The sequence below is a fragment of the Burkholderia sp. ZZQ-2 genome (genome assembly GCF_050768715.1).
In the GTDB taxonomy this organism is placed as follows: domain Bacteria; phylum Pseudomonadota; class Gammaproteobacteria; order Burkholderiales; family Burkholderiaceae; genus Burkholderia; species Burkholderia cepacia.
In genome coordinates this window covers 1-16,482 of record NZ_LDVA01000263.1, presented here as the reverse complement: position 1 = coordinate 16,482, position 16,482 = coordinate 1, and the positions used below count along the sequence as shown (strand labels likewise).

14 protein-coding genes are annotated in these 16,482 nt (G+C 68.1%); 8 read left to right on the top strand and 6 right to left on the bottom strand.

The window, feature by feature from the left end; genetic code table 11:
• Window positions 1-133: 133 nt before the first annotated feature.
• Window positions 134-907, top strand: a complete 774-nt coding sequence (locus tag ABY44_RS19540) for a hypothetical protein (RefSeq protein ID WP_059650445.1) — start codon at window positions 134-136, stop codon at window positions 905-907.
• 20 nt (window positions 908-927) lie between these two features.
• Window positions 928-2,061 carry a transporter substrate-binding and LysM peptidoglycan-binding domain-containing protein gene (locus ABY44_RS19535; protein ID WP_060173392.1) on the top strand — a complete coding sequence of 378 codons (1,134 nt, stop codon included), beginning with the start codon at window positions 928-930 and terminating at the stop codon, window positions 2,059-2,061.
• 90 nt (window positions 2,062-2,151) lie between these two features.
• Here ABY44_RS19535 and ABY44_RS19530 read toward each other — a convergent pair whose 3' ends face one another.
• Window positions 2,152-3,240, bottom strand: a complete 1,089-nt coding sequence (locus tag ABY44_RS19530) for a calcium:proton antiporter (protein ID WP_021162015.1) — start codon at window positions 3,238-3,240, stop codon at window positions 2,152-2,154.
• Window positions 3,241-3,790: 550 nt separating this feature from the next.
• On the opposite strand from ABY44_RS19530, the gene ABY44_RS19525 reads away from it, so the two are divergent.
• The 5 genes from ABY44_RS19525 to ABY44_RS19505 all read left to right on the top strand — a co-directional run bounded on the left by ABY44_RS19525 (window position 3,791) and on the right by ABY44_RS19505 (window position 9,483).
• Window positions 3,791-5,347, top strand: a complete 1,557-nt coding sequence (locus ABY44_RS19525) for a 3-hydroxyacyl-CoA dehydrogenase (RefSeq protein ID WP_060170575.1) — start codon at window positions 3,791-3,793, stop codon at window positions 5,345-5,347.
• A gap of 58 nt (window positions 5,348-5,405) precedes the next feature.
• Window positions 5,406-6,728: a phenylacetate--CoA ligase PaaK gene (gene paaK / locus ABY44_RS19520; RefSeq protein ID WP_060170577.1), complete on the top strand. Its 1,323-nt coding sequence runs from the start codon at window positions 5,406-5,408 to the stop codon at window positions 6,726-6,728.
• Window positions 6,729-6,766: 38 nt separating this feature from the next.
• The gene (locus ABY44_RS19515) at window positions 6,767-7,567 is read left to right on the top strand and encodes an enoyl-CoA hydratase-related protein (protein ID WP_059697388.1); all 801 of its coding nucleotides are present in this window, start codon (window positions 6,767-6,769) and stop codon (window positions 7,565-7,567) included.
• Between the two features lie 121 nt (window positions 7,568-7,688).
• Window positions 7,689-8,360, top strand: a complete 672-nt coding sequence (locus ABY44_RS19510; RefSeq protein WP_021162011.1) for a MarC family protein — start codon at window positions 7,689-7,691, stop codon at window positions 8,358-8,360.
• Between the two features lie 142 nt (window positions 8,361-8,502).
• Window positions 8,503-9,483, top strand: coding sequence for an aldo/keto reductase (locus ABY44_RS19505; RefSeq protein WP_027791832.1), 981 nt, complete (start codon window positions 8,503-8,505; stop codon window positions 9,481-9,483).
• Window positions 9,484-9,500: 17 nt separating this feature from the next.
• Here the strand turns inward: ABY44_RS19505 and ABY44_RS19500 are convergent, their stop codons facing one another.
• The 5 genes from ABY44_RS19500 to ABY44_RS19480 all read right to left on the bottom strand — a co-directional run bounded on the left by ABY44_RS19500 (window position 9,501) and on the right by ABY44_RS19480 (window position 15,772).
• Window positions 9,501-10,367 (bottom strand): CPBP family intramembrane glutamic endopeptidase, encoded by an 867-nt coding sequence (locus ABY44_RS19500; RefSeq protein ID WP_060170579.1) that lies wholly within the window; start codon window positions 10,365-10,367, stop codon window positions 9,501-9,503.
• A gap of 74 nt (window positions 10,368-10,441) precedes the next feature.
• Window positions 10,442-11,098 (bottom strand): VC0807 family protein, encoded by a 657-nt coding sequence (locus ABY44_RS19495; RefSeq protein ID WP_060171226.1) that lies wholly within the window; start codon window positions 11,096-11,098, stop codon window positions 10,442-10,444.
• 151 nt (window positions 11,099-11,249) lie between these two features.
• Window positions 11,250-13,187, bottom strand: a complete 1,938-nt coding sequence (locus tag ABY44_RS19490) for a sensor histidine kinase (RefSeq protein WP_060170581.1) — start codon at window positions 13,185-13,187, stop codon at window positions 11,250-11,252.
• A 439-nt stretch (window positions 13,188-13,626) separates the two neighbouring features.
• Complete coding sequence (locus ABY44_RS19485) at window positions 13,627-14,691, bottom strand: 2,3-butanediol dehydrogenase (protein ID WP_042978224.1); 1,065 nt, start codon at window positions 14,689-14,691, stop codon at window positions 13,627-13,629.
• Window positions 14,692-15,031: 340 nt separating this feature from the next.
• Entirely contained in the window at window positions 15,032-15,772 is a 741-nt protein-coding gene (locus ABY44_RS19480) for a GNAT family N-acetyltransferase (RefSeq protein WP_060170583.1), read from the bottom strand.
• Window positions 15,773-15,981: 209 nt separating this feature from the next.
• On the opposite strand from ABY44_RS19480, the gene ABY44_RS19475 reads away from it, so the two are divergent.
• A partial coding sequence (locus tag ABY44_RS19475) for an MFS transporter (protein WP_431641616.1) occupies window positions 15,982-16,482 on the top strand: 501 nt, incomplete at its 3' end.

Genomic DNA, 16,482 nt, shown 5'->3' with positions numbered 1-16,482 from the left:
CCGTCGCGCCCGTCCTTGTATTGCGCCGCCGGCTTTACCTGGCTGCCCGGCGGCACCGAAGTCCGAAGCATTTCGATTGAGCTTGAAAGAGCACACGCAAGCAGTTCGGTTCGAGGTTCAAGGAGAAAAACTCATGTCGCAGCTTTCGAATGAAGAAGCAAACGGCAGTTCGGGGAGTGGCAAGGTCAAGCTGGTCAAGTGGGCGATCATCATCGCCGGCGTCGCGATCGCGGCACCGGCCGCGCTGTTCATCCTGAAGGGAGTGATCGCGCTGGTCACGGCGGGCGTGATCGGTCTCGGCGCGATCTACTTGGCGCCGGTCATCGCGATGAAGTTCGCGAACCAGAAGGTGAAGATGATCGTCGAGGAGGCGCAGGCGAATCCGATCGAGACGCTGATCAACCAGCTCGCGGAAAAGCGCCAGGCGGCACAGAAATTCGCGGACAGCATCACCGCGTTCCGTACCGAGGTGAAGAACTTCGAGAACAAGACGGAACTGTTCGAGAAGCAGTATCCGGACGACGCGCCGCGCTTCAGGCAGCAGCTCGACACGATGAAGCAACTGCTCTCGTTCCGCGAGGGGCGCTACAAGCAGGTGCAGGCCGAGCTGAAGAACTTCGCGTCGGCGATCGACCGCGCGAAGGCGATGTGGGACATGTCGCAGGCGGCGCAGCAGATGAACAAGCTCGCGGGCCGGCAGGCGTCCGACACGTTCGAGCAGATCAAGACCGACGTGGCCGTCGATTCGGTGATGCGCTCGGTCAACAAGGCGTTCTCCGAAATGGAGACGTCGCTGATGGATAACCCCGAGGTCAAGCAGGCGCAGCAGCAGGCGGTGGCGAATGCCCCGCACGCGCCCGGGCTCGACGCGGCGAACCCCGCGCAGCTGCCGTCGAAACAACAATAACTTCCTGCAGGCACGCAACCATGAAAAAACTGCTTGGCGCCATCGCGTTTCTGGTAGTGCTCGTCGGCGTATGGATCGTTCATCAGGGCGGCCTGTCGACGCTGATTCCCGCGCATGACGCGGCCCCGGCCTCGACATCCGCGCAAAACGGCGACAGCGGCCAGTCGGCGCAGACGCCGCCGTCGGCCAGCGTGCTGCCGGCCGGTTTCACGCCGCAGGCCAGCACGCTGAAATCGATCGCCGAAAACGGCATCGTGCGGATCTCGGTGCAGAACCCGAGCGAACCGTTCTTCGGCGAGGACAAGGGCTCGCCGCACGGCTTCAACGTCGAGTTCGCGCGGCTGCTGTTCGCGGACCCGTCGTTCTCGCACGGGGGCAAGCCGGTCGTCGTCGATACGCGCCACGAGGTCGACACGTACCCCGGCGTGCCGAAACAACTGCTCGATACGGACGCGAAGGGAAACCACGTGGTCGACGTGGCGATGGACGGGCTGACGTTCCCGGACAACACGCCGGCAGGCGTCGTCTATTCGGTGCCGTACGTCGACGATTTCGGCTATTCGCTGATCGTGCGGCAAGGCTCCGCCATCCGCTCGATCGACGATCTCACGGGCAAGACGGTCGGCATCCTGAAGGGCGACCCGGACGTGCGTGCGTTCGTCACGCGCCAGTATCCGAACGTGAAGTTCGTCGAAGTCGACGATTCCGATCCGGCGTTCATCGCGAAGAGCATCGACGGCCACACGGTCGATGCGTTCATCTACGACTATCCGTTCGCGGTCAGCTCGATCAAGGGCACCGACCTGAAATTCGCGGTGACCAAGCTCGACGGCTCGAACATCGCGTACAAGATCGGCGTGCGCGCGGATGACCAGGATCTGCTGATCTACCTGAACGCCGCGATCGCGAAGCTCAAGCAGTCGCCGCAGTATCTCGAGCTGCTGCGCAAGTATTTCGTCAGCGACCAGGCGGTGACGACCGCGGCCGCGTCGGGCGAACACACGTACGTGGTGAAGGCGGGCGACACGCTGAACATGATCGCGGCGAGCAAGCTCGGCAGCGGCCAGCGCTATCGCGAGATTCAACGCCGCAACAACCTCGCGAACCCGAACCTGATCCTGGCGGGCCAGCGTCTGGTGATTCCGGTGCGCTGACGGCGGCGTGAAGTGAACGAAAAGGAAGGGACGTGAAGGACGGCGCGCGGCCCGGCGGAGGTGATTCGCCGGGCCGCGCGCAGGTGGGCGTCAGTGGGTGATCGACAGGAACAGGTAGGCGGCGAACAGCGACAGGTGCACGACGCCGTGCAGCACCGTCGTGCGGCCCTGGCTGAGCGTCAGCGTGCTGACGAGCAGCGTCAGTGCCAGCAGCACGGTTTCCATCGGGCCGATGCCGAGCGTGAGCGGCTGGCCGACCCAGATGAACACGGCCGCGACGGTCGGGATCGTGAGCCCGATACTCGCGAGCGCCGACCCGAGCGCAAGGTTCATGCTGGTCTGCAGGCGATTCGCGCGTGCGGCGGTGACGGCCGCGAGCCCTTCCGGCAGCAGCACGAGCGCGGCGATCACGATACCGACCGCGGCTTCGGGCGCACCGAGCCGCAATACGGCATGCTCGACGGCCGGCGACAGCAGCTTCGCGAGCAGCACGACCGCGACGAGGCTCGCGAACAGCAGCAGCAGGCTGATCAGCGCGGTGCGGCTGCTCGGCGGCGCCGCGTGAACCGATTCGTTCGCGCTGTCGTGCGCGGTGAGGAAGTAGTCGCGGTGACGCACGGTCTGCACGAACACGAATGCGCCGTACAGCACGAGCGACGACACGCCGGCGAACGCGAGCTGCGATTTCGAAAAGAACGGGCCCGGTGCGGCGTTCAGGTAGTTCGGCATCACGAGCGACAGCACGGACAGGGAAGCCAGCACCGCGAGCGCCTTGCTCGCGCCGCGCCCCTGGAAGTCCTGCTCGCCGTGCTTCCATGCGCCGACCAGCAGGCAGATGCCGACGATACCGTTGCAGATGATCATCACGGCGGCGAACACGGTGTCGCGTGCGAGGCCCGATTTCTCGGGGCCGGCGCCGAGCATCACCGACACGATCAGCGCGACTTCGATGACGGTCACGGCGACTGCGAGCACGAGCGTGCCGAACGGTTCGCCGACCCGATGGGCGACGACTTCGGCGTGGTGGACGGCGGCGAACACGGCGCCGGCGAGTGCGGCGGCGAACACCGCGATGACGAGGCCTTCGGCCGGCACGACGCGCGACAGCGCGAGGACCAGCCATGCGGCAAGCGGGGCCACGAGGGTCCAGCGCGGGAGCTGGTTGGACGAGAGCGGCATGGAGGGTTTCCTTATGCGAGTGGCGGCGCGCGACGCGCCGTCACGGGTTGACGAAGCCCGGCCGTACTATCCGCCGAACGAGGATGATGAAACCGAAAGATGGCAGCACGCAACGGTGTTGCCCTGGGTTCGCCGCCGCGAGGCAGCGAGGGGCGCGGGCGGGCCGGAGCCCGTCGCGGGATGAAACGATTCGATGCGCCCGCCGCAAACCGCGAGGCGGGCGCGTGAGACGACGCGCGTGCCGGAGGCTCGGTTCCGACCCCGGAAGGGCGGCCGGCAATGGACGGCAGTGGCGGCGTGACACGCGGTTTCCCCCTGAAATCCGGTGGTTTGCCGGATTTTATCAGGCGTTCGGGGGTCGCTATCTCATATTCGAACGCTTTCATTGACCTTTCGGTTTGCAAAAAGTGCCCCGAACGTTCGAATTTTTTGTCTTTGCAGTTTCCGTAACGGTCTCTTGCACGACAAATTCGGGCACGCCCTGACATAAATCTACCGACCGGTCGGTTTATAATCGCTCGCACTTCCACTTCATGACGGATCGCAAGCGATGGCTGTTTCTTCTGCACATTCGGTGAACCCGGGCGCGCTGGCGCCGTCGGCAGTCGTCGGCGTGATCGGCGCCGGCGCGATGGGCGCGGGCATTGCGCAGGTCGCGGCGGCGGCCGGCCATACGGTGCTGCTGTACGACCTGAACGAAGCCGCTTGCGACAAGGCACTGGCCGGCATCCGCGCGCAGTTCGCGCGGCTCGCGGAGAAGGGGCGGCTCGAACCGGCACAGGCCGATGCGGCAGGCAGCCGGCTCCGCGCGGTGCGTGCGCTGGCCGATTTCGCGGGTGCCGCGCTGATCGTCGAGGCGGCCGCCGAGCGGCTCGACGTGAAGCGCGAGATCTTCGCGACGCTCGAGCGCCATGTCGACGACGCGTGCCTGCTGGCGACCAACACGTCGTCGATTTCGATTACGTCCATCGCGGCCGGGCTGCGCGCGCCGCAGCGCGTCGCCGGCCTGCATTTCTTCAACCCGGCGCCGTTGATGGCGCTCGTCGAGGTGGTCAGCGGGCTCGCGACCGCGCCCGAAGTCGCACAGGTGCTGGTTGCGACCGCCGCCGCGTGGGGCAAGCAGCCCGTGATGGCCAAATCGACGCCGGGCTTCATCGTGAACCGCGTCGCGCGGCCGTATTACGCGGAGGCGCTGCGCGTGCTGAACGAACAGGGTGGTGCGCCGGCGTCGATCGACGCGGTGATGCGCGAGGCCGGCGGCTTCCGGATGGGGCCGTTCGAGCTGATGGACCTGATCGGTCACGACGTGAACTTCGCGGTGACCGAATCGGTGTTCCGCGCGTACTTCAACGACCCGCGCTACACGCCGTCGCTGATCCAGCAGGAACTCGTGAACGCGGGTTTCCTCGGGCGCAAGTCGGGGCGCGGTTTCTACTCGTATGCGGACGGCGCGACGCCGCCCGCGCCCGATCTCGAAGCCCCGCGCGCCGCGCCGGCCGACGTCGCACTGTTTGCGCAGGACGGCCCGGCCGCCGCGCTGCATACGCGCTTCACCGAACGCATCGCGGGCGCCCGGCAGGCCGGCGCGCATGCCGACGACCTGCTCGCGACGGCCGGCTGCGCGTCGATCGCGCTGACCGACGGCCGCACCGCGACCGCGCGCGCCGCGCAGACGGGCGTGGCCGATCTCGTGCTGGTCGACCTGGCGCGCGATTACACGCAGGCCGGGCTCGTCGCGCTGACGCGTGCGCTCCAGTGCAGCGACGCGGCCTATGCGGACGCGGTCGGCCTGTTCCAGCAGGCGGGTTTTCGCGTCGTCGGCATCGCGGACGTGCCGGGCATGGTCGCGATGCGCACCGTTGCGATGCTCGCGAACGAGGCGGCCGACACGGTGAACCAGGGCGTGTGCTCGCCCGCCGATCTCGATCTCGCGATGGAGAAGGGCGTGAACTACCCGTGCGGCCCGCTCGCGTGGGCCGATGCGATCGGCATCGGCCGCGTGTTTCGCGTGCTGTCGAACCTGGCGGCGAGCTACGGCGAGGACCGCTATCGCGTGTCGCCGCGCATCGCCGCACTGAATGCGGCCGGCCGCACGTTCCGGTCGTAACGCCGGCTTCGTCACCTCGAACACGATAACGACATCACTCCATTGGAGGAGCACCCCGATGACCCACCCGACGCATCCCGCCGCCGCCCTCGAGCCGATCGAGACCGCCAGCCGCGACGAACTGCAGGCACTGCAGCTCGAGCGCATGAAGTGGTCGCTGCGCCACGCGTACGACAACGTCCCGCACTATCGCCGCACGTTCGATGCGGCCGGCGTGCACCCGGACGACCTGAAGTCGCTCGCCGATCTCGCGAAGTTTCCGTTCTCGACCAAGAACGATTTGCGCGACAACTATCCGTTCGGGCTGTTCGCGGTGCCGCGCGAGCAGGTCGTGCGCGTGCACGCGTCGAGCGGCACGACGGGCAAGCCGACGGTGGTCGGCTACACCGCGCGCGACATCGATACCTGGGCGAACGTGACCGCGCGCTCGATCCGCGCGGCCGGCGGCCGCCCGGGCGACACGCTGCACAACGCGTTCGGCTATGGCCTCTTCACGGGCGGCCTCGGGATTCACTATGGTGCGGAACGGCTCGGCTGCATGGTCGTGCCGATGTCGGGCGGGCAGACCGAGAAGCAGGTGCAACTGATCCGCGACTTCGAGCCGAAGATCATCCTCGTCACGCCGTCGTACATGCTGAACCTGATCGACGAGATGGTGCGGCAGGGGATGGACCCGGCCGAGTCGTCGCTGAAGATCGGCATCTTTGGCGCCGAGCCGTGGACGCAGGCGCTGCGCGAGGAAGTGGAGACGCGCGTGGGCATCGACGCGCTGGACATCTACGGGCTGTCGGAAGTGATGGGCCCGGGCGTCGCGTGCGAATGCGTCGAGACGAAGGACGGCCCGGTAATCTGGGAAGACCATTTCTATCCGGAGATCATCGATCCCGTCACGGGCGAAGTGCTGCCCGACGGCAGCCAGGGCGAGCTCGTGTTCACGTCGCTGACGAAGGAAGCGATGCCGGTGATCCGCTACCGCACGCGCGACCTCACTGCGCTGCTGCCGCCGACCGCGCGCGCGATGCGCCGTCTCGCGAAGATCACCGGCCGCTCCGACGACATGCTGATCGTGCGCGGCGTGAACGTGTTCCCGAGCCAGATCGAGGAGATCGTCGTCGCGCTGCCGCAGCTGTCGGGCCAGTTCCAGATCACGCTGTCGCGCGACGGTCACATGGACCGGCTCGACCTCGCGGTCGAACTGCGCTCCGAAGCGGCCGCGTCCGTCACCGAAAGCGATCGCGCGGCGCTCGCGCGCGAGCTGCAGCACCGGATCAAGACGATGATCGGCGTGTCGTCCGGCGTGACGGTGCTGGCGGCGGGCGGCATTCCCGCGACCGCGACCGGCAAGGCCCGGCGCGTGATCGACCGCCGCCAGGCCGCGTAATTCCGATGTTTGCCGTTCTACCCGAGGAAACCTGTTCGATGGATGGATTGAAGACCCTGGCCGTCACGGTCGATGCGCGCGGCATCGCAACCGTCGCGTTGCAGCGCGGCGACGTGCTCAACGCGTTCGACGAGACGATGATCGCCGAACTGACCGGCGCGTTCACCACGCTCGGCTCACGCGACGACGTGCGCGCGATCGTGCTGCGTTCGGACGGCCGTGCGTTCTGCGCCGGCGCCGACCTGCAGTGGATGCAGCGCGCGAGCGCGAACGACGCGGCCGCGAACCTGCGCGATGCGGAGCGGTTCGCCGCGATGATGCGCGCGATCCGGCAATGCCCGAAGCCGACGGTGGCGCGCGTGCAAGGTCACGCGTTCGGCGGCGGCGTCGGCCTGTGCGCGGCGTGCGACATCGTGATTGCGAGCGATCACGCACGCTTCTCGGTCAGCGAGGCACGCTTCGGGATCCTGCCGGCCGTGATCGGGCCGTATCTGGTCGAGGCGGTCGGCCAGCGCCAGGCGCGGCGGCTCGCGCTCACCGCGACGCAGCTCGCCGCCGGCGAGGCGGTCGCGATCGGCCTGATCCACCAGGCCGTGCCGCTCGAGTCGCTCGACGAAGCGCTCGACCGGACGCTCGCCGAACTCGGCCGGAACGGCCCGAACGCGCTGATGGAGATCAAGCGCTTCTTCGACACGATCGGCGAGTATCCGTCGTCCGACGAGCGCGCGGCGTTCACCGCGCAGACGATCTCCCGCGTGCGGGCGACGCCGGAAGCGAAGGAAGGCTTCGCCGCGTTCTTCGCGAAGCGGCCGCCGGCATGGGAGGCGGGCGCCGAATAAGCGCAAGCGGAGACGATCGGCGGCGCAACGGGCGAGCCCGCATTTTGCGCCGCGGGCGCTTGCTCTACAATGCGTGACCCCCGGCGCCCCGCCGGCCCAGCCCCGACCGATTCTTCATCCGATGATCGTCAACCGCCTTATCTCCGAGATCCTGTTCGGCTTCACCGGCCTGATCGGCATCATCAACCCGATCGGCATCGCGTTCCTGTTTCTCGAACGGACCGAGGCGCTCACCGAACACGAGCGGGACCTGCTCGCCCGGAAGGTCGCGTTCAACTCGTTCATCGTGCTGCTGGTCGCGTTTTTCGCCGGCACGCCGGTGCTGCATTTCTTCGGGATTTCGATGGAAGCGCTGCGGATCGGCGGCGGCTTCGCGGTTGCCGTGGCCGGCTGGCAGATGCTGAACGAACCCGACGGGCCGGGCGGCGGCGACACGCCGGTCAAGCCGATCGACGCGAACGCGATCATGACGCGCGCGTTCTTCCCGCTGACCGTGCCGCTGACGGTCGGCCCCGGCTCGATCGCGACCGCGATCGCGCTGAACGCGAACCGCACGCACAAGCTGTCGGAGTTCATGCTGTCGAGCATCGTGTCGATCGCCGTGTCCGTGCTGGTCGCGGTCGTGATCTGGCAGGTCTACAGCCGCTCCGCGCTGCTGTCGCGCTACCTCGGCAGCGAAGGCACGAAGGTCGCGAAGCGCGTGTCGGCGTTCCTGCTGCTGTGCATCGGCGTGCAGATCATGCTGACCGGCTTTTCCGCGTTCCTGCAGCCGATCGCCGACCAGGCCAAGTAAGCGGCCCGCGCCGCGGCGCACGTCCCTTCGTCCGATGCGACGCCGCCGCACGTCTTTTTGCCGCCCGGGATACCATGCGACGGTCCGGCCGATGCGCGGCGCGCATCCGGCCGTCAGCTCAACTTCAATGGCGAGGCGTGCAATGGAATACGTGAAATTCGGATCGACAGGGCTGGAAGTGTCCAGCCTGGTGCTGGGTTGCATGACGTTCGGCGAACCGTCGCGCGGCTCGCACCCGTGGACGCTGCCGGAAGCGGAGAGCCGCCCGATCATCCAGCGGGCGGTCGAAGCCGGCATCAACTTCTTCGATACCGCGAACATCTATTCGGACGGCACGTCGGAGGAGATCGTCGGCCGCGCGCTGCGCGATTTCGCGAAACGCGACGAGATCGTGATCGCGACCAAGGTGTTCTACCGGATGCGGCCGGGGCCGAACGGCGCGGGGTTGTCGCGCAAGGCGATCATGACCGACATCGACCAGAGCCTGAAGCGGCTCGGCACCGATTACGTCGATCTCTACCAGATTCACCGCTGGGATTACGGTACGCCGATCGAGGAGACACTCGAGGCGCTGCACGACGTCGTGAAGGCCGGCAAGGCGCGTTATATCGGCGCGTCGTCGATGTCCGCGTGGCAATTCGCGAAGGCGCTGCATACGTCGAAGCAGCACGGCTGGACCCGCTTCGTCAGCATGCAGAACCACCTGAACCTGCTGTATCGGGAAGAAGAGCGGGAAATGCTGCCGCTGTGCGCAGACGAGGGGATCGCGGTGATTCCATGGAGCCCGCTCGCGCGCGGCCGCCTGACGCGCAACTGGGACGAGTCGACCGAGCGGCAGCAGAGCGACGCGGTCGGCCAGCGGCTTTACGACGCGACGGCGGAGTCGGACAGGGCGGTCGTCGACGCCGTTGCGACGATCGCGGCCGCACGAAACGTGCCGCGTGCGCAGGTGGCGCTCGCGTGGGTCGCGCAGAAGGCCGGGGTCACCGCGCCGATCGTCGGTATTTCGAAGCCGCGGCAACTGGACGACGCACTGGCCGCGCTCGAGCTGAAGCTGACCGACGACGAGATCGCCACGCTCGAACGCCCGTACGTGCCGCACGCGGTCGCCGGGTTCGACTGAGCGGCGCCGCGCGGCCGTCAGCGCGCGGCGGCGAGCATCGGGTAGGTGAACAGTCCGAAGTGGACGACGTTGAGCCCCGCATGCGCGAGCGCGGACGCGAGCAGTCCGCCGCGCCGCCATGCGAGGCCGTAGCCGACGCCGGCCACCGTGCCGAGCACGATCCATGACCAGCCGCCGGCCGCATGCGCGGCGCCGAACAGCACCGCGCCGATCGCCAGCGCGACCCATGGCCCCCACGCGAACGCACCGAACGCGCGCGTCAGCCCGCCCTGCACGTAGCCGCGGAACAGCGCCTCCTCGGCGAGCGTCACGAGCAGCAGGTTATTGACGAGCCACAGCCAGCCCGACGCCGGCCACTTGGGCGCCCAGCCGACCATGCCGAACGCGAGCGCGCCGGCCAGGCACGCGGCCGCCGTGGCGACGGCCGCCACCGCGCCGGTGCGCAGCGCGCGCGACAGCGGGACGTCCGGGGCGACCCACGGCAGTACCCACACCAGCCACAGGCCGACGAGCGGCTTGTCCAGGTTCAGGTACATCGTGAACGGGACGGCATCCGGCGTGAAGCGCGTCGGGGCGATCACGAGGGGATTGTGGAAGCCGGGAATCAGGTGCAGGCTGAGCGCGATCGCGAGTGCGGTGAAGACGGCGTGCGCGGCGATGCGCACCGCGCGCGGGCGCCCGGGCATCACGCCCCAGGCGGCCGCGGCCAGCAACGCGAGCGGCGCCAGCGCGAGCGGCGCGAGCTTGCCGAACGCCAGCGCGCACGCGTAAGCGAGCGCGGCAAGGCCGACGCTCAGCCCGTGCTGCGGGCGATGCCACGCAAACGCGGCGGCCGCGAACAGGGCGAGCCAGATCGTGGCGGATGGAAGGAGCGAGAGGGACATGACAGGAGCGGCATTCGTCGGACGAGACGCCGCGCATCATACAGCAGCCTTCCGGTCATGCCGGCCGGGAGCCGTCAGCGGCCGGCGGTTTCGGTGACGCCGTCGCGGCCCGGGATGTGGACGCTGTTGCGCACGCGCATCCGCCGCCGGTACCAGAACGTCCACGTCAGCAGACAGCCGAACACGGTATAGCCGATGATCGGCGACACGACCAGCACGCGTTCGACCGGCCAGGTCACGACCATCCAGCAGCGCAGCAGCATTTCCAGCGTCATGAACCCGCCCCAGACGAAGGTCATGCGCCGGAGCATCTGCCGCAGCCCCGGCTGCGCGTTCCAGACCGCTTCGAAATGCGCGGCACCGCCATTCATCTCGCGGGCGATGGTGGCGCGCGCGAGATAGAAGATCAGCGGGCGTTCGCGGAACAGCGACAGCAGGAACACGACGCCGATCGTGCCCGACGCGAGCGATTCGCGCATCAGCAGCGTGCGTGCGCTGCCGCCGAACGCCATCCCGATGATCGACAGCGCGATGCCGAGCAGCACGATGGCCGCCACTGCATCGACGCGGCGCGAGCGAATGAATTCGACGATCGACCAGATGACCGGCGGGACCGCCGACGCGTACAGCGCGCCGGTTTCGCCGAAATACGGCTGCGCGGCCCGGTAGGCAACCCAGGGCAGCACCAGGTTGACGAAGAGTTCGAGAATGAGTCCGGCTCGCGGTTTCACGGTGAGCAATTCCACGCAGGTTGGGGCGAACGCGCAATGGGTGTGGTGGCCACCGGTTGCCCCGAAAAGGGTTCGGTCCAGTATATCGAAGAATCGCGCGGGGTTGCGGCACGGCTTCGGCCGCTTTCCGCCGGCCGCGGCGGCACCATCGTCACGGCGCCGCCGCGGCCGGCAGCGTGATCGTGATGGTGGTGCCCTGCAGCACGACGCTGTGCACGTGGATGTGGCCTCCGTGCCGTTCGACGACGGCCTTGACGAACGCCATGCCGAGCCCGACGCCGCTGGTTTCCGGCTGGCCGGCGGTGCGGAAGCGCCGGTAGCGCTCGAACAGCCGCGTCTGGTCCGCGCTGCTGATTCCGCACCCGCTGTCGCGGATCGTGCAGCGAACGGTCTTGCCGTCGGCGCCCGGCTCGACCTTGCATTCGACGCTCGTCAGCGGCGCGCTGTACTTGACGGCGTTGTCCAGCAGGTTGATCAGCGCGCGCGACAGCAGCGCCGGGTCGCCCGGCACGATCGTGTCGTCGCGCCGCGGCACGTCGTCGATCGACATGGATTTCCGGTGCGCGAGCGGCCACACCGCATCGCGTGCCTCGTTCATCAGGTCGGCGAGGTTGACCGGCACGCGTTCGTATTCGCTCGCCTCCGCACGCGACAGCTGCGCGAAACCGTCGGCCATCGCCAGCGTGTGCCGCGCCAGCCTGGCGATTCTCGCGAACTGCTGCTTCATCTGCGCGTCGCCCGCCCGCTGCGCCTGCGTGTCGATCAGGATGATCAGCGATGTCAGCGGGGCGCGCATGTCGTGCGAAAACAGCGTCAGCATGTCGTTGCGCTGGCGCTCGAGCATGTCGCGGCGGACGGTCGCGTTGCGCAACGTTTCCAGCGACGCGTGGATCCGCGCGATCTCGGGCCCGACGCCGCGCGGCAACGCGACGTGCGATGTATCGCCTTCGCTGAGCGCGACGATCCGGCGGCCGAGCACATCGAGCGGCTTCGACAGCAGCCGCTGCATGCCGCGCGCGAGCGAGGCCAGGATCGCGATGCACAGCGTCGTGGCGAACGCCGACACCCCGACCCTGATCCGGGCGGCGTTCCGGTCGCCGATCGCGCGATGCCGGGCAAGGTCGATCACGCGGTCGCGCAGCAGCTCGCTCGGCCGGAAATGCGGCACGATCGCGCGGGAAAAATCGGCGGCGCTCATGGCATACGCGCCGTCCCGGCCGCCGGCGACGGTCGCGTCGACGAGCGGCAGGATGTTCGCGTCGAAGGCCGCGTTGAGCTGCGCATATTCGCGTGCGACGTCGGGGGCGTCGAGCTGCGTGCCGATCGCGCCGTCGATCAGCGCACGCAATTGCTCGATGCGGCCGCGCATCCGCATGATGTCCGCGAGCTGCGCGCGATCGAGCGCTTGCCGCGCGAACATCGGCGCGATCAGCAGCGAACCCGTGCGCCCCGCGTATTCCCGGAGATCGCCGAGGAGCCGCGCGAGCAGGATCGCACCGGACGTGCGCGGGTCGCGCATCGCCGTGTCGGTCATCGCGCCGTCGATCAGCAGCGACAGCGTGTCGACAATCCGGAACAGGCGCGCCTGCGCGTGCTGGATATCGTGAACGCTGCGTGACGCGAGCGGCCGCGCGTCGAGCGCATCGACTTCGGCACGCGCATCGGCAAGCGTCATCCGGACGGAGTCGAGTGCATGCAGCAGGTTGCCGCGCTCGCGGTCGTCGAGCACGGCCGCCTGCGCGATGCCGGCGCGAAAACGTTCGAGCGCGTTGTCGGAACGCGCGCGCGCGGCGAGCAGGTTGCGGATCTCGGCGGCGCCGTCGTCCTGCAGGCGTACCAGCAGGTCGTTCGTCGGGCCGCGTTCGGCCGAGATCACGTTGGCGGCGCTCATCGCGCCGCGGACGAATTCGAAGCTCTGCAGGTCGGCGTTTTCCTGCCTGTATTGCCGGAAACTCCCCCAGATGATGGTGCCGCAGAGCAAGGCCAGCAGCGTGGTGACGAGCGCGAAGCCGATATGCGTCTTCTGCAGGATCGTCAGCGATCGAATGTTGTATGCGTGGTCCCGGCTAAACGAGAATGAACGATTCATGACACACCATGTTTGCAAGCTGTCCCGGGTGGGCCCGTATTCTCGGCCTGTCGGCGCCGTGACGCCGTAAGGTTTTGTGGGGGGGCGGCCACCTTCACGGGGCGGCCGCGATCCCGGCCGGGAGGCCGGATCTCGCGTTGCACAGGATCGCCTTGCGTCAGTGCCCTGTCGACATCGGGCGAATCGCGCTTGATCCGGAGAAACCCTGATCGCGTATCGAACCCGTGGCGCGCTACGGCAGATGGTTTGGATTACGAATATTCTTGATCCGCGCGTCTGTCGTGAAGTGCGGCATCAAGTCCGCTTCGGACGACGGCGGCAAAGAGGGGGCTGGACGGGAATGGCAGGCAGGTGCGCCGCCCGTGTACGGGCGACGCTTCAGGACGATGCTGCAGCAGGCGTGCCGCGGCGCGAATCGGTGCCGCGGCCGCGCGAGCGGTCAGGCGACGGCGGGCCGAACGATGATCTTCACATTACGGTCCTTGTGATTGACCAGTTCCTCGAAGCCGTGCGAGACGATGTCGCCGAGCGCGATGCGCCCGGTGATGAGCGGCTGCACGTCGATGCGGCCGTCCGCGATGAAGCGGATCACGTCTGCGAACTCGCCGTTGTACGCGAGCGAGCCGATCACTTCCTTTTCGGTCGACACGATGTCGAAGAAGTTGAACGGTGCCGGCTCCTCGAAGATGCCGACCATCACCGACTTGCCGGCCTTGCGGATCACGTCGATCGCGAGCTTCGCCGTGGCCGTGTGCCCGATGCACTCGAAGGACACGTCGGCGCCGTAGCCGTCGGTCAGCGCCTTGACTTCGGCGATCGCGTCGGACGTCTTCGGATCGATGACGACGCTCGCGCCGACCTCAAGCGCCTTCTGCTTGCGCGCGGCCGACATCTCCAGCGCGATCACGCGCCCGGCGCCCGCGGCCTTCGCGCACATGATCGTGCACAGGCCGATCGTGCCCGCGCCGACCACGACGACGGTCTGCCCGACGATGTTGCCGGCCTTCTTGACCGCATGCAGCCCGACCGCGAGCGGCTCGATCAGCGCGCCGGCCTCGGTCGGGAAACCGTCGGGCAGCTTGTACAGCAACTCGGCCGGCACGTTCACGTATTCGGCGAACGCACCGTTGTTCATCAGCCCGGTGAACGCGAGGTTCTCGCAGATGTTGTACAGCCCGTGCCGGCAATACCAGCAGGTGCCGCAATGCTGGCATGCGTCGGCCGTCACGCGGTCGCCGACCGCGAAGCCGGTCACGCCCGCGCCGAGCTCGGCGATCTCGCCGCTGAACTCGTGGCCGAGGATGCACTGGCCCTTCAGGCCCGTCAGCGGATGTGGCGCGTCGACCGGGATGAAGACGGGGCCGGCGACGTATTCGTGCAGGTCGGAGCCGCAGATCCCGCACCAGTGCACGCGAATCGTGACCCAGCCGGCCGGCGGGCGCGCCGGAACGGGAACCTGTTCGACGCGGATGTCGTGGCGGCCGTGCCAGACGGCGGCCTTCATGCTGGGGGCGGTGGTCGATGCCGGTGTACTCACGTTGCTGTCTCCGTCAGGTTGTCGTCGGGCACGCGGCATGATTGGCCGGTGCGCCCGTTGCGCGATTGCGCGATCGACCGGTATGCAGGAACGGGGCCAGCTCGAGCGGGTACGCCTGATGGCGATTCAACGAATCGCGCGTGATGCGATGCACCATTCGCTTGTTCCGTTGACAGAAAACGATTCGACGGGGGAAATGCGCAGAAATTTGCTGCAACTGCTGAACGGCACGCCGGTGAGACGCTGGGACGTTCGTCTCAGTGCAATGAGACGAATCCCGAGACGCGCGGCGCCGTTCGACGCGCGGTCAGGCGACGATTTCGTCCACGGCGACCGGTGCGAGCCGCGTGAATCCGGCGGCGCGGTACAGCGGCAGCCCGGCCTCGGTCGACACGAGCCACACGCGCTGTGCGCCGCGCTGCCGTGCGTGCGCGACGATCGCGGCGAGCAACTGCATCGCGAGCCCCCGGCGGCGGTACGCATCTGCCGTCGCGACGCGGTCGACGACGATATCGTGCGCCGACGCAAATCCGTAGCGTGCGGTGGCGGCGATCTGCCCGTCCAGGCGATGCGCGAACAGGAACGCGGCCGGATTCGGCTGGAATGGGGGGAACGGGGCGTCCGCATTGAACGCTTCGATGTCGCGCGGCGTGTGGCATCCGAGCGCCTGCGCGAGTGCATCGTCGCCGGACAGCGTGTCGATGTTCGCAGCCATGAAATGCTCGTCCGACAACTGGCGTGTCCTGCCTTCCAGTGCGGGCGGCAGCGGCGCGGCGCCGTAGCGCGTGATCCACGCGCCGACGGTGAACGGGCCGTCGCCATACGCGGGCGCGCCCTCGATCACGAAGTGCTCGAAAGGCCGCCCCATGCCGGCGTCGAACCGCACGACCTGGCCGTCCGGGCCGTCGTGCAGCGGCGCATCGCGCCGGTCGCGTGCGGCGCAGTAGCCGGCGACGAAGATGCGCACGGCGGCCTTGCGGCGGGGGAAGGTCGACCAGGCTGCGTCGAGCGGAAGCGGAGCGTCGGGAGCGGGATAGGCGGTCGGCATGCGGGCGCAACGTGGTCGGGGCGAAGCCGACAGCTTAAATCAGGCGGCCGCTCGCCGCCGCGCGGGGCCATTGCCGCGATCGGCGAAACGGATCGTTGCGCGCGATACCCCTTTACTTGAAGTTAACTTCAATTTGTATCATGTGCGCCAGTCCGATCGCGGACGCGTGACGCACCCCGTTGCACGCGGCCGCTCCAACGGAGGTGGAGATGACCGAATCGCCTGTCGCGGCCGATGCCGCGACGCTGCCGTCGCGCAGCTACCGGGCCGCCGTCGCGAACGTCGTGCTGGCGAGCATCGTGTCCGCGCTGCACGTCGGCAAGGCGACGATCGCGTTGCCGTCGCTGCAGCACGAGTTCGGCGGCTCGCTCGCTTCGCTGAGCGGGATCATGTCGGTGTTTCCGTTCGTCGGCGTGTTCGGCGGCATCGCGGCCGGGCTGCTGGTACGGCGCTGGGGCGACCGGCGGATGCTGATCGCGGGCCTGGTGATCCTCGGCCTGTCGAGTGTCGCCGGCGCATCGGCCGGCAGTTTCGCGCTGCTGCTCGCCACGCGCTTCGCCGAGGGGCTCGGTTTCGTGATCGTGGTGGTCGCCGCGCCGGCCGTGCTGAATCGCGTGACGCCGCCCGAGCGGCGTAATCTCGCGTTCGGGCTGTGGAGCACGTTCATGCCGGCCGGCATGGCGCTGTCGATGCTGGTCGGGCCGCTGCTC

Excerpts from the sequence above, each read along its gene's own strand:
- ABY44_RS19515 (WP_059697388.1), top strand. The coding sequence starts at position 6,767 with ATGGATGGATTGAAGACCCTGGCCGTCACGGTCGATGCGCGCGGCATC.
- ABY44_RS19525 (WP_060170575.1), top strand. The coding sequence starts at position 3,791 with ATGGCTGTTTCTTCTGCACATTCGGTGAACCCGGGCGCGCTGGCGCCG.
- ABY44_RS19535 (WP_060173392.1), top strand. The coding sequence starts at position 928 with ATGAAAAAACTGCTTGGCGCCATCGCGTTTCTGGTAGTGCTCGTCGGC.
- ABY44_RS19490 (WP_060170581.1), bottom strand. The coding sequence starts at position 13,187 with ATGAATCGTTCATTCTCGTTTAGCCGGGACCACGCATACAACATTCGA.
- ABY44_RS19530 (WP_021162015.1), bottom strand. The coding sequence starts at position 3,240 with ATGCCGCTCTCGTCCAACCAGCTCCCGCGCTGGACCCTCGTGGCCCCG.
- ABY44_RS19505 (WP_027791832.1), top strand. The coding sequence starts at position 8,503 with ATGGAATACGTGAAATTCGGATCGACAGGGCTGGAAGTGTCCAGCCTG.
- ABY44_RS19485 (WP_042978224.1), bottom strand. The coding sequence starts at position 14,691 with ATGAAGGCCGCCGTCTGGCACGGCCGCCACGACATCCGCGTCGAACAG.
- paaK (WP_060170577.1), top strand. The coding sequence starts at position 5,406 with ATGACCCACCCGACGCATCCCGCCGCCGCCCTCGAGCCGATCGAGACC.
- ABY44_RS19500 (WP_060170579.1), bottom strand. The coding sequence starts at position 10,367 with ATGTCCCTCTCGCTCCTTCCATCCGCCACGATCTGGCTCGCCCTGTTC.
- ABY44_RS19480 (WP_060170583.1), bottom strand. The coding sequence starts at position 15,772 with ATGCCGACCGCCTATCCCGCTCCCGACGCTCCGCTTCCGCTCGACGCA.
- ABY44_RS19540 (WP_059650445.1), top strand. The coding sequence starts at position 134 with ATGTCGCAGCTTTCGAATGAAGAAGCAAACGGCAGTTCGGGGAGTGGC.
- ABY44_RS19510 (WP_021162011.1), top strand. The coding sequence starts at position 7,689 with ATGATCGTCAACCGCCTTATCTCCGAGATCCTGTTCGGCTTCACCGGC.